Genomic DNA, 13,423 nt, shown 5'->3' on the forward strand with positions numbered 1-13,423 from the left:
AAGCAGGTGGAATTTTATTCGTCGTAAAATTCCACCTGCTTTTTCATTTCAGAGGTGGGTTTTGTCCCAGCCTCTTTTTGTTTTTTAGGGAAAATAAAAAAAGTTATTGCTTTAAACATAGTTTATATGATATTATAAAAAACGTCGTCATAATAATAGTTTTATTCCGAGCCATTAGCTCAGTTGGTAGAGCATCTGACTTTTAATCAGAGGGTCGAAGGTTCGAGTCCTTCATGGCTCACCATTTATAAATGGCCCCTTGGTCAAGCGGTTAAGACACCGCCCTTTCACGGCGGTAACACGGGTTCGAATCCCGTAGGGGTCATGGCGAATGACAGTCAGTAAGCGGCTGGCAAGTACAGCCTCCTTGCTGACTGTCATATTTTATTTATGGCTCAGTAGCTCAGTCGGTAGAGGATCGCTAACATCTATGACTAAGCTCCAGCGGCGATCTGCGAGGAAATTCGTGAGAATTTTTGAGCACAGCTTTGAACTGAAATCATGAATTAGGTAACTATATTTTATATGGCTCAGTAGCTCAGTCGGTAGAGCAAAGGACTGAAAATCCTTGTGTCGGCGGTTCGATTCCGTCCTGAGCCATCAAAAATAATGAAAAAAGGGAGTGTGATTCAATCATACTCCCTTTTTTGTTACATAATTGTAATATTAGAGAAATTTTGCACCCAGTAGAAGGGCACCTTCCTCGTTTTTCTTAACGTTTTGTACCCCAGTTCAAGAAACATCCGAAAGCCTCGATAAATAGGCATTTTCTCCCTGTTTTTATGATTTATTTTTTCGACAATTCCTGCTTAATGTGACAACTTTTCATTGGTAAATAGTAATAAAATGTCATCTATTATACATTTTTGTTACATTATGAAGTCTAGTAATCTTAGAAGGGGCTTTTATGATAAAGTAAAGAGGTGAATTTTTACAGAAATCAAAAAATAGTTACATAGCACTATATGAAAGTTTAATTGGTACCGTAGTCTAGGAGGATGTAACAATGCAAGATTCAATAAAAAAAATAATAACGTTAAAAAATTATACATATAAGAAAATGACAACAGGGTTTAAAAAGACAGCAATTACAGCAGTGGCTGTAGCCGCACTCTCGTTTGCAGGAGGTGCTTCTGCCCTAGCAAATGGTGAAAAGCTAACAACTGTTTATTATGTGTACATGAATGATACATACATAGGAACTGTTTCTGATAAAAGTGTAATTGAAAATATAGTGAATGAAAAATTGTCTGATTCAAAAGATGCCTATAAGACTCTTAGCCTATCTGTAGCGTCCGAGGTTACATATGTACCAGAGCAGGTTTTTCAAACAAATGCTGCTACGAATGATTCAGAGGTAGCAGAGCAAGTGGTTAAAGAAATCGGTGTTAAGGCAGACGCATCAGCGCTAGTTATTGACGGAAATCCGGTTGCTTATGTTGAAAATCCAGAAATGGCAAAATCAGTATTAGACCAATTAAAGCTAAAATATGTATCTGAAGAGCAATTAAAAGCTCTAGAGGCACAAAAGGCCTCTAATAATCCATTACCCCCATTAAAGGAAAATGAAACCCGTTTAGTAGACGTTCGTCTATCAAAAGAAGTGGCAGTTTCTAATGAGCAAATTGAACCAGGGAAAATATTATCAGTTGCGGATGCGATTAAGCTCCTTGATAAAGGTTCAGTAGAAGAAGTGAAATATAAAGTTAAAGAAGGGGATGTGCTTGGAGGAATTGCCCATGCGCACAACCTTGAAATCAAACAGCTGCTTGCCATTAATCCTGGGTTAACGGAGGATTCACTTCTTCAAATTGATCAGGAAGTAAACGTTACTGTTTTGAAACCTTATGTACAAGTGGTAGTTGAAAAGGAATATTTTGCTAAGGAACAGGTTCCATTTGAAAAAGAGGTTGTTGAAGACTCCTCTATGCTTAAAGGAGATACAAAGGTTAAACAAGAAGGTAAAGATGGCATGCGTGCGGCAACCTATCATATCTCTGAACAAAATGGCCAAGTCATTACAAAGAAACTGGAAAAAGAAGAGATTCTTCAAGAGCCAGTTAAACATATTGTAGTGAAAGGGACAAAAGTGGTTCCATCTCGTGGAGAAGGAAGCTTTATTTGGCCAGCAAATGGCGGATATATTTCCAGTAAGGTTGGACATCGCTGGGGAAGAATGCACAAGGGAATTGACATTGCCAGACCGAGCAATCGCACGATTAAGGCGGCCGATAATGGAGTAATCGTATCAGCTGGCTATGATGGAAGCTTTGGAAATAAGATTGTCATTGACCATAATAATGGCTACAAAACAATCTATGCTCATCTTTCATCTATTGATGTAAATGTTGGCCAAACTGTTTCGAAGGGTTCAAAAATCGGTGTCATGGGCTCTACTGGAAACTCAACAGGCGTTCATCTGCACTTTGAAGTTTACAAAAATGGAGAATTGCAAAATCCATTAAATTATATTCGCTAAAAAGTCGACAAAAAGTCTCTAGTGCAGCATGCTAGAGATTTTTTTGCTATTTCTATTTGAAAGAAATGAATAGCATCTATGAATCAAACTGTAACATCTTTCTAATACGTGTATTCTGATTTATAAAATGGTAAAGTAAAAGTGAGAATATATATGAATCATTTAAAATCTACTTCCTTCAAATAATCGATTGGAAAAGGAGCGCCATATGGAGAAAAAAATTCTTGTTGTAGACGATGAAAAACCAATTGCTGATATTTTGCAATTTAACTTAAAGAAAGAGGGCTATGAAGTTTTCTGTTCTTATGATGGAAACGATGCTCTGGACAAAGTGGAGGAAATTAAACCTGACCTTATTCTGCTTGATATTATGCTTCCGCTAAGGGATGGGATTGAGGTTTGCCGAGAGGTTAGAAAAAAGTACGATATGCCAATTATTATGCTGACTGCAAAGGATTCTGAGATTGATAAGGTCATCGGGCTTGAACTAGGGGCAGATGATTACGTAACGAAGCCTTTTAGTACGAGAGAGCTGATTGCGCGTATTAAAGCGAATCTAAGACGTCATCAGCAAATCACTGCAAACGCGGTGGAGGAGGATGAGTCGAATGAAATTACAGTAGGTTCTCTTACCATTCATCCAGACGCCTATATCGTTTCTAAACGGGGAGAGACCATCGAGCTGACACACCGTGAATTCGAGCTCCTCCATTATTTGGCTAAGCATATTGGACAAGTAATGACAAGAGAACATCTTTTACAAACAGTTTGGGGCTATGATTATTATGGCGATGTACGAACAGTTGACGTAACCGTTAGACGACTTCGAGAAAAAATTGAAGATAACCCGAGTCATCCTACTTGGATTGTTACAAGAAGAGGAGTAGGGTATTACTTGCGAAATCCTGAACAGGAGTAAGGAGCATCAATGAAAAAAGTTGGCTTTTTCCGTTCGATCCACCTTAAATTTGTCATTATTTATGTCCTATTAATCTTGATTGCCATGCAGATTATTGGTGTTTACTTTGTGCGGCAATTAGAGTTTACATTAAAGGATAATTTTAAAACAACGATTCAAGACCGTGTGAATTTGCTTGCCTATTATCTTGAAGAACAAATGACGAAGGTTCGTCTTCCTGATGATGAGACTACAGAAGAAGAAGACGTTTATAAATTACTGAGAGACTTCTACTCACCTGATATTACAGAGGTAAGCGTCATTGATGATTCACTGAAGATTCTTGGAACATCTGATCCCGATAATCAGGGGGTTGTTACACAGCGGACAACAGATACTCTTATTAGGATGACTCTTGCGACTGCCCAGCAATCAAGCGAGGATCGGATTGACCGCAGAGGAAACCGTATCTGGGTATTAGTCACACCAATTAAGCATAATGGGGAAGTAAAGGGAGCTATTTATTCAGTTGCAAAAATAGAAACCGTTTTTCAGCAAATGAGACAAATCAATAATATTTTTATAACTGGTACAGCCATAGCACTTGCCATTACTGCTGTTTTAGGTGTTCTTTTGGCACAAACAATCACAAGGCCAATGTCAGATATGAGAAGGCAGGCACTTGCGATGGCTAAAGGGAACTTTTCGCGTAAGGTTAAGGTTTATGGGTATGATGAAATTGGCCAGCTCGCGATGACATTTAATAACCTAACGAAAAAACTGCAGGAAGCACAGGCAACAACAGAAGGGGAACGACGAAAGCTGTCCTCGGTACTCTCCTATATGACGGATGGGGTTATTGCAACTGATCGGAAGGGACGAGTCATTTTAATTAATGAACCAGCAGCAGAAATGCTGAATGTTTCACGTGAAACAGTCTTGTCCTCACCAATTGTCACGCTCCTTGGTCTGGAAGATGATTACACCTTTGATGAACTGCTTGCTGAACGGGATTCAGTCATTTTAGATTATAGCGGACCATCAAATACGTTAATATTACGGGCCAACTTCTCTGTTATCCAAAAGGAAACGGGATTTGTCAATGGTCTTATTACCGTCCTGCATGATATTACAGAGCAAGAAAAAATTGATATGGAGCGCCGGGAATTTGTAGCAAATGTTTCTCATGAACTAAGAACCCCATTAACGACGATGAGAAGCTATTTAGAAGCACTAGCTGATGGTGCATGGCAGGATAAGGAGATTGCACCAAACTTTTTAGAAGTCACCCAAACTGAGACGGAACGGATGATTCGTCTTGTGAATGACTTGCTGCAGTTATCAAAAATGGATAGCAAGGATTACCGTCTGACAAAAGAATGGATTGATATTATTTCCTTCTATAATCGGATCATCGATCGATTTGAATTAACAAAGCAACGAAATGTTATTTTTGATCGGAGACTTCCTGTTCATGCCGCATTTGTTGAGATTGATGCGGACAAGCTTACACAGGTGCTTGATAATATCATATCCAACGCACTGAAGTACTCACCAGAAGGCGGCAAAATTACATTCCGTGTTGAGGAAAAGCTAGATATGATTATTGTGAGCGTTTCTGACCAAGGAGTGGGGATACCGAAAGAAAATATTGAAAAAATATTTGACAGATTTTATCGAGTCGACAAAGCAAGAACTAGAAAATTGGGCGGTACAGGTCTTGGTCTAGCAATTGCTAAGGAAATGGTTGAAGCACATGGCGGTGAAATATGGGCAATCAGTAAAGAGGGGAAAGGGACAACGATATTTTTCAGCCTGCCTTATGATGCTCGCACTGAAGAGGATGATTGGGAATGACATATGAAAATATTAAATCGGTCATATTAGTCATTTTAGTCTGTTTTAGTATTTTATTGACTTGGAGTATTTGGACATACCAGCCAAATTTAGAAGTGATTGAGAAGCAAAATACGGTTGAAAAAGTAGCGATAAGTGACAAAAAGGAAGTTGCAGAAATTGTTAGGCCTGATCGGATTTTCTATCATCTTGATAAAGAAAAGCATTTCGGAACAGTTAATATTAATGAAATTAATAAGGTGATAGCTGAAATAAGCAGATGGAACTTTGCTGACTTTGAGAATATTTCAGGTGGAATAGGCAGTTATCCCGCCTTTATCCATAATTCAGGAAAAGCAGTTATTGAATTTCCAGATTTAGTTCCGATCTATCTTTATCGGTCAATAATTGATATAAAAGATAAAAAATTGCCTAATTTTCAATTTGATCGCATTGTTATTGATATCGGCGGAACGCAGAAGGAACAAAGCTATGTCTATTTTATATCTTCTAAAGAAAAAAAGGCCTATAGAAGTCACGTTGCTTCATCCTTCGTCCATAATTTTAATAATATGTTCTTTAAAAATGTGGAATACAATTTAAGTTATTCTTCCTATTTTCCATATAAAGTTTCTGAGGAGCAAGTGCTCTTTTTGCCGTCTAATGAAACAAAAATATTAAGGTATCAATATGTATCCAACCCATTAGACCCTGAAAAGTATAAGAACGCTTTATTTAAAGATCCGAGCGTGGTTCAGAAGAATTATCAGTCTTCAGGTTCAGGGGTAGAGTTTAAAGATTATTCAAGTCTGATGAGGGTGGATTATGATAAAAATATACTATCATATGTGAACCCTGTAGAAAGCAATGATCACCAGTTCCCTTCAGATAATCTCTTAAAAAGAAGTATTGATTTTGTCAATGAACATGGCGGCTGGACAGGAAATTATCAATATGTGAATATTGATGAATCGAATCATCGAGTATTGTTCCGCCTTTATGAGAATAATGGGTATCCCGTGTTTAGTGATGAGAACGGAATATCCGAAATAAGCCATACTTGGGGACAAAATGAAATCCTGGAGTATTCCCGCAGTAATTTTTCTTTTGGCATTCAAGCGTCAGATGCATCAGAAACAATTCTGCGTTCTGGTGAAGAGGCAGTAGAATGGCTAGAAAAAAAAGAGGGCATTCATATTAATCAGCTGCAGGATATGGCAATAGGATATACGATGACAAAGGATTTGCACACTCGATTAGTGTATCTTGAACCAGATTGGTACTATCAATACAATGATACATGGAATAAAATTTCCTTTGAAGAAATAGGAGGGGGCAATCATGGATTGGAGTAAAATTAAAACAATCTTTATATTGACCTTCCTTGTGCTCAACATCTACTTAATGTATGAGTTCTTTAAATTAAAGGATTCAACAAGTCAATATGAATTTATTGTGGAGCCATCATTTGATAAAAGACTGAAAGCTGATGAAATTCAGTATGATGAGCTTCCAAAAAATTATCAAAAAGATAACTATTTAAGTGCGAAGCCTAAAAACTTCACAAGCGATGAGGGACTGGATGATCCAAAGCTAAAAGGACAGCAAGTGACAGTCAATGATGGCTTGGTTTTAGCTGCTACACTTGATAAGCCATATGAGTTAAGTGATAAATTAGACACATCAGAGATCAACTCATTTGTTAAAAACCATGTACTATACGGCGATCAATACCGCTTCTGGGGAAAAGATGAGAATAAAATTACCTATTACCAGAAGTTCAAGGACAAAGTTTTTTATAAAAATATTAGCGGGGAATTAACCATTTGGCTGAACACTGAAAATAATGATATTGTTTCTTATCAGCAGACAATGCTAGAAAATATCGAAGAGCGTTCTGAAAAGGAAAAAATAATTCAGCCCCTTAAAGCCATTGAAACATTGTATGAAAAGGGCGCCTTAAAGCCAAAAAGCAAAATAACAAAAGTTGAGCTAGGTTATGTTACCTTTGTTCATACAGGTACATCCCAGGTGCTGACGCCAGCTTGGCGCTTCGTCATTAATGATGAAGAGAATTTATTTGTCCATGCGATCGAGGGGCAGATTATGCAATTAAACAACGAAGAGAAAAAAATAGTGGAGTGAGAGAATATGTCCTTGCAATTTAGTGTTCTCGCAAGCGGAAGTACCGGGAATGCGATCTATGTTGAGACAGAGGATCATTCATTTTTGGTTGATGCTGGTCTAAGCGGGAAACAGATGGAAGCCCTATTTCAAAAAATTGACCGGGATATGGGGAAGCTCTCAGGCATTTTAGTTACACATGAGCATAGTGATCATATTAAAGGTGTCGGGATCGTTGCTAGAAAGTATAAATTGCCTGTGTATGCAAACGAGAAAACATGGCAGGCTATGGATGGATTAATTGGACAAGTACCTGTTGAGCAGAAGTTTGTTTTTAATATGGAAACCGTAAAGACGTTCGGTTCTTTAGATATTGAATCATTTGGTGTTTCCCATGATGCCGCAGATCCGATGTTCTATGTTTTTCATCATGGAGAGAAGAAAGTTGTTATTATTACTGATACAGGATATGTAAGTGACCGAATGAAAGGGCTTATCTCCAATGCGGATGCATATGTATTTGAAAGCAATCATGATGTGCAAATGCTTAGAATGGGAAGATATCCATGGAGTATTAAGCGAAGAATTTTAAGCGATGTGGGCCATGTCTCTAATGAGGATGCGGCGATTGCCATGAGTGAAGTAGCTGGAGATCGAACAAAGCGCATATATTTGGCTCATTTAAGTCAGGATAATAATATGAAGGATTTAGCGAGAATGGCTGTTGCACAAACACTTGAAGGCAGAGGAATTAGAGTAGGAGAACAATTCGACCTGTTTGATACAGACCCGAAAATTCCAACTGCTTTAACAGCGGTTTAATAGAATGGGCATCGCTTAAGGCGATGCTCATTTTTTTTAACAAAATTCATCAAACTTATGAACAAAGTCGTAAGTTTGATAATTCCGGCTGCATTTTTCTTAGCTTATTAAAATAGAGGGAGTATAATAATGGGTAAGAAGGAAGAATAAATTCTAGGACTAATAATGACATAAAGGAAACATTTAGCTCTCTCATTCATTAATCTGAAAGGAAAAGAAAGGACTGGTGCAGTGTGGGCTATTATGATCAGGATTATCAAAATCGATCCAATAAACAAAAAGGAAATAAAGGCGGATATTTTTTAGCAAGTCTAGTAGGTGTGATTCTAGGCGCCATTCTTGTCATTATTGCAATCCCTAAGCTTGCAGATTATAATGTTTTGCCGTATTCAATTGAACCGGATAACCAATTGCAAGAGGAAGCTGCGAGCAATGGAAATGCTAACATCCCTACACAAAATGTATCACTTAATGTCGTAACAGATGTAACCAAAGCCGTTGATAAAGCGGGAGATGCAGTCGTTAGTATTACAAATATCCAAGCGGCAGGCTTCTGGTCTAAGGAGGCTGGAGAGGATGGCGTACCAGCTGGAACCGGATCAGGTGTCATTTATAAAAAACAAGGGAAAAATGCCTTTATTGTCACGAACCATCATGTGGTTGAAGGGGCTCAGCAGCTAGAAGTAAGCCTGGCTGATGGGACAAAAATACCGGCAAAGCTTGTTGGCAGTGATATTTGGACAGATCTTGCGGTTTTACAAGTGGATTCAAAGGATATTCAAACAGTTGCCGAATTTGGTGATTCAAGTGCATTGAAAACTGGGGAACCAGTCATTGCCATCGGAAATCCATTAGGCACATTTGAGGGCTCTGTCACACAAGGGATTGTTTCTGGATTAGAACGGACGGTTCCAGTTGATATTGACCAAAATGGGACTGCTGATTGGCAGGCAGAGGTTCTCCAAACAGATGCGGCTATTAACCCTGGGAATAGCGGCGGGGCATTAATCAATATTAGCGGCCAAGTCATTGGCATTAACTCAATGAAAATTGCTGAATCGGCGGTTGAAGGAATCGGATTGGCAATTCCAATCAATTATGCACGGCCAATTATTGAGGACCTGGAGAAGTTCGGTGAAGTAAGAAGACCGTATATGGGTATTCAATTAGCATCAGTAAGTGAAATCCCTGGCTATTATCAGCAGGAGGCATTAAAGCTTCCGGCTGATGTGAAAGCTGGAGTTGCGATTACTTCGGTTGAACCGAATTCACCTGCAGCACAAGCAGGCTTAAAGGAAATGGATGTCATTGTTGAAATGGATGGCGAAGCAATTGCTGATGTCATTCAGCTAAGAAAGCATTTGTATAATCAGAAAAAAGTCGGCGATCAGATGAAAGTGAAATTTTACCGAGCAGGGAAGCTTCAAGAAGCAACCATTAAACTGAGCGGTGAAACATTCTAATAACCAAGATAAAAGCAGGAAAGCACAATGAGGCTTTCCTGTTTTTTATTGGTTTGATATGATGGGATGTGGATAAGTAGGAATTGTGAGCAGAATGAAAATTATCCACAATTCAAATAATAATCACAAGTGAAAATGAAGAAAGAAGGAATGCTTAAATGATTTACAGCTGCGAGGAACATGTTGATATAGCAATAGATACAGTCGTTGATGAGTACGAAACCTTTCCGCAATTATCAAAAATTTCAAAGGAAGAAGAGTTATCAACAACCTGTGAATATTGTCAAAATCATGCTGTATATCTTGTGGCGAACGAATGATCTCACACAAGATGTGGATAGAAAATGTGGATATGTGGATAACTAATGTGGATATCTTGTTTACAAAGTGAGGATGACCTGTGAATATCTCAATAATAACGGTTGGCAAGCTAAAAGAAAAATACTTAAAGCAAGGAATCGATGAATACTTAAAAAGACTATCGGCCTACGCTAAAATAGAAATCATCGAAGTCCCAGACGAAAAGGCTCCAGAAGAATTAAGCGAAACTGAAATGCTCCAAGTGAAACAAAAGGAAGGCGAGCGGATCTTATCAAAGATCCATCCAGACGCACATGTCATTGCTCTTGCGATTGAAGGAAAAATGAAAACATCAGAGGAGCTGGCTGACGGTCTGGATAAGTTAGCTACATATGGCAAAAGCAAAGTGACGTTTGTGATCGGAGGATCGCTAGGGCTGAGCTCTGAGGTCTTGCAGCGGGCGAATGAGAAACTGAGTTTTTCGAAAATGACCTTTCCACATCAGTTAATGAGGCTAATATTGGTGGAGCAAGTTTATCGGGCGTTTCGGATTTTGCGGGGAGAACCGTATCATAAGTAAGTGCATTGAAAGGAAAGTGATCTTTAGCAGCCTGACAAAATAAGGTCGGCTTTTTATGAACTTAAAGGGATTGGACACGTCCAATCCCTTTAAATGTTTGCCGCAGCCATACATTGGTATTAGTCACTTGACTACTCCCACCAATGCTTTAGTTCTGTGAAGACTACATCCCATAGTTTTATGTTACCAGTAATAACGATGGTCATTTCTTTCGTCTCGTAAAATAGGGGGATTTCTAATGGCATTTCCAATGTTCTTGATTCTGTTAAGTATTCCTCATCTATTTGAATTCTTACACTATCATCTGTATATATGGTCACTTTACCCTTAAATTCTTCAGTATCTGGAATGCCAAGGTTTAGATAAAAAATTAACTCCTCTTTCCCTTCAACATTATAAGTATAGGTTTCGCTAGTATCTTCATTACTGTACAAGTTGAATTGGGGTTCGATTGTATCGCCAGTTATAGTAAAGTTTGGAATATCCTTCGTTAGTGGCTTCTTCCCCATTGTTTCCTCGATATGCTGTAAAGGCTGTTTAGAACTTACTCGCTTATCTAAAATCTCAGAGACGCACATTACACAAACTAACAGTAGAATAGCAGTTGAGCAAGAGGCAATAAGCTTCATACAAGTCAATTTTGATGTGAAACCAACTTTGTAGACAACATAGCCTATTATTGCACCTATTGTATTTGACATAATATCGTCAGCATCAAAGGTTCCGAGATATGTTAAAGATTGGAGTAATTCTAATCCAAGAATTACGATAATAAACCAGCTAATAAATTTTCTAAAGTTAACTTGTTTTAATAAAGGAAACAGGATACCAAAGGGGATGAACGCCGCTATATTTCCAAAGTTGTACAACCAAGAAAACCGGAAACTAGGGAATTTTAAAGGGACGCTTGATGGAATAATTAGAAATTCATAACCTGCATCCATGTAATTACTTCTATGTTCTAGGCGATTAAAACCTAAAAACATAAAATATAAAGTAAGAGCCGTATATATAATTGTAATCGTGGTAATTAAATGTTGCCTTTTCATTTACTTTCCTCCGAGTAAAATAGAATAAATATCATTGTAGCTGTTTAAAGTGACTTTTAAGTGACAATGAAGGTGACAATTTAGACACTTAAGGTGTTCTGTTCCTTTCTGCCGATTGTTGAAAAATCTGTTGAAATTTGAAGCGAAGAAAAAGAGTTATAAATTTTCACCAAAATGTAAAGAAGAGCTAAGGATGAAAATTTTATTAGTTGAGGATGATAAAACATTTGCGTCTTGTCTGGATAATCGTTGTAACAAGAGCACAATGAACAAAAATAGAGGCTGAATGGCAGGATAATTGATGGCATGTATTAATAGTGACTTGTATAATGATTTTTCGGAAAATTCATTAAGATCAAATTAAATAATGACAATCATTCCATTTTCCAAAGGTTGATAACTTCTCAATCATTTACGAAAAAAATGAAGTATACAAAAGTGTGTACATGTCTACATTTTGTAATCAGATTGTATGCAAAAACGTTTACAAGTAAACAAACCTGTATACACCTTGTCACTATAGGGTGTATACAGGTTTGTTGCTAAAGATTACGGAAATGTCTACAAATAGCCATAGTTTACGAAGTGTTTACAGTTATATATCTTTTGGGTAAACCTCATTGTAGAATCTAGAAAACTCTTATAGCCTTTTTAATAGAAAAAGAAATAATTGAAAAGGAATGAATAAAGATGAACTCTAGAATTGCAGCTGTAGATGTTGGTAATGACTCCATTAAGGCCATTTTTGGTGAATTAGAGTACGAATTAAATATTCCTAATATTGTAGGAATAGACACTGAAGATCGTCCTGTGATTGGAATAGAAGAATTAAATAATAAAAATCCTTTAGAAGGAATACATATCAAGGTTCACTCCCCTGCATTGAAAGAAAACAATGCCATCTACCGTGTAGGCCATTTGGCAACAAAAAGTGACAATGCAACAGAGCTAGATCCAGGAAGTGCTAAGTCCGAAGAAGATCAAACATTGATCATGCTTTTTGCCACTCTAGCATTAGATGCCGTAAATGAGGAGAATAGCAATACTTTCCCACGAGTAAAAAATGTTATCGATGCCAATTATACACTTGGAACTGGCCTCCCACTACGTGAAGTAAAGGAAGGGAAGGACGCTGGATACCGCTCCAAATTGGTTGGTTCCGTCCATCAGGTAGAATTCCTTGTTACTCCTAAATATCAAGGTTTAAAAGTGAATATTAAGTTTAATGAAGTAAAGATTTATCCCGAAGGGTTTGCCGCTTATATTAATCTTGTCATGGACAACCAGCTAAAAATCATTAATAAAGATTTAATTGATAAAAGAATAATCATTCAGGACATAGGGGGGCTATCGACAGATATTGCTGTCATTAAGAATCGAAATGTTGATGATGATAAGGCACAAGGATTTAATCTAGGTGTATCGGAATCATTAGAGGCTATTAGAGAAGAAATCAGATCAAAACATGCCATCGAATTAGATAGCCGTAGGGATGTTGTCGAAATCATCACGAGAAAAAATGACCGGAATCATATTATGGTGAAGGGAAGTCGGACAAGTGTCCATGATATTACGGATCGGATTTTACTTGAACTAGCAAAAAAACAGTATCGTCTATTGCGAAATGTATGGCAGAAAAATTCACAAACAGAAATCTGCTATTTTGTTGGTGGAGGAGCGAATGTTTTAAAAGAATATATTAAAACATTGAATAATAATCTAGATGGGTATAATATTGATTTCTTTGAAGATGAGAAAGAGAGTATTTGGATGATGGCGAATGCTTACTATAAGCTTATTACTGATTTTGTGAGGAAGAGTGAAAAGTCTAAGCCATCCCAAGAACCTGTGAAGAAATAATAGGGTGATGAT

The 13,423-nt window shown here is 37.6% G+C and carries 11 protein-coding genes and 3 tRNA genes; 13 read left to right on the forward strand and 1 reads right to left on the reverse strand.

Annotated features, from left to right (window positions below; genetic code table 11):
- Nucleotides 1–168: 168 nt before the first annotated feature.
- From ASU02_RS00005 to rlmH, 12 genes are all read left to right on the forward strand, one after another.
- Nucleotides 169–244 (forward strand) — tRNA-Lys (locus ASU02_RS00005).
- A 9-nt stretch (nt 245–253) separates the two neighbouring features.
- Nucleotides 254–325 (forward strand) — tRNA-Glu (locus ASU02_RS00010).
- Between the two features lie 202 nt (nt 326–527).
- Nucleotides 528–600 (forward strand) — tRNA-Phe (locus ASU02_RS00015).
- Between the two features lie 406 nt (nt 601–1,006).
- Nucleotides 1,007–2,479 (forward strand): M23 family metallopeptidase, encoded by a 1,473-nt coding sequence (locus tag ASU02_RS00020; RefSeq protein WP_057759561.1) that lies wholly within the window; start codon nt 1,007–1,009, stop codon nt 2,477–2,479.
- Between the two features lie 208 nt (nt 2,480–2,687).
- The gene (gene yycF, locus ASU02_RS00025) at nt 2,688–3,398 is read left to right on the forward strand and encodes a response regulator YycF (RefSeq protein ID WP_053478327.1); all 711 of its coding nucleotides are present in this window, start codon (nt 2,688–2,690) and stop codon (nt 3,396–3,398) included.
- A 9-nt stretch (nt 3,399–3,407) separates the two neighbouring features.
- Nucleotides 3,408–5,234: a cell wall metabolism sensor histidine kinase WalK gene (gene walK, locus ASU02_RS00030; RefSeq protein WP_057759564.1), complete on the forward strand. Its 1,827-nt coding sequence runs from the start codon at nt 3,408–3,410 to the stop codon at nt 5,232–5,234.
- Complete coding sequence (locus ASU02_RS00035; RefSeq protein ID WP_057759567.1) at nt 5,231–6,568, forward strand: YycH family regulatory protein; 1,338 nt, start codon at nt 5,231–5,233, stop codon at nt 6,566–6,568. The genes walK and ASU02_RS00035 overlap by 4 nt, the downstream gene beginning before the upstream one ends.
- Entirely contained in the window at nt 6,555–7,358 is an 804-nt protein-coding gene (locus ASU02_RS00040; RefSeq protein ID WP_057759569.1) for a two-component system regulatory protein YycI, read from the forward strand. Before ASU02_RS00035 ends, ASU02_RS00040 begins: the two co-directional genes overlap by 14 nt.
- A 6-nt stretch (nt 7,359–7,364) precedes the next feature.
- Nucleotides 7,365–8,159, forward strand: a complete 795-nt coding sequence (locus ASU02_RS00045; protein ID WP_057759572.1) for an MBL fold metallo-hydrolase — start codon at nt 7,365–7,367, stop codon at nt 8,157–8,159.
- A gap of 233 nt (nt 8,160–8,392) precedes the next feature.
- The gene (locus ASU02_RS00050) at nt 8,393–9,622 is read left to right on the forward strand and encodes a S1C family serine protease (RefSeq protein ID WP_057759575.1); all 1,230 of its coding nucleotides are present in this window, start codon (nt 8,393–8,395) and stop codon (nt 9,620–9,622) included.
- Nucleotides 9,623–9,780: 158 nt separating this feature from the next.
- The gene (locus ASU02_RS25590) at nt 9,781–9,942 is read left to right on the forward strand and encodes a CxxH/CxxC protein (protein WP_082631651.1); all 162 of its coding nucleotides are present in this window, start codon (nt 9,781–9,783) and stop codon (nt 9,940–9,942) included.
- Nucleotides 9,943–10,022: 80 nt separating this feature from the next.
- The gene (gene rlmH, locus ASU02_RS00055) at nt 10,023–10,502 is read left to right on the forward strand and encodes a 23S rRNA (pseudouridine(1915)-N(3))-methyltransferase RlmH (RefSeq protein WP_057759581.1); all 480 of its coding nucleotides are present in this window, start codon (nt 10,023–10,025) and stop codon (nt 10,500–10,502) included.
- Between the two features lie 131 nt (nt 10,503–10,633).
- On the opposite strand, the gene ASU02_RS00060 is transcribed toward rlmH, so the two are convergent.
- Complete coding sequence (locus ASU02_RS00060; protein WP_057759584.1) at nt 10,634–11,551, reverse strand: VanZ family protein; 918 nt, start codon at nt 11,549–11,551, stop codon at nt 10,634–10,636.
- A 690-nt stretch (nt 11,552–12,241) separates the two neighbouring features.
- On the opposite strand from ASU02_RS00060, the gene ASU02_RS00065 reads away from it, so the two are divergent.
- Nucleotides 12,242–13,411, forward strand: a complete 1,170-nt coding sequence (locus tag ASU02_RS00065) for a ParM/StbA family protein (protein WP_057759586.1) — start codon at nt 12,242–12,244, stop codon at nt 13,409–13,411.
- The last annotated feature ends 12 nt before the right edge of the window (nt 13,412–13,423 follow it).

Source organism: Cytobacillus praedii, assembly GCF_001439605.1.
GTDB classification, from domain to species: Bacteria; Bacillota; Bacilli; order Bacillales; family Cytobacillaceae; genus Cytobacillus; species Cytobacillus praedii.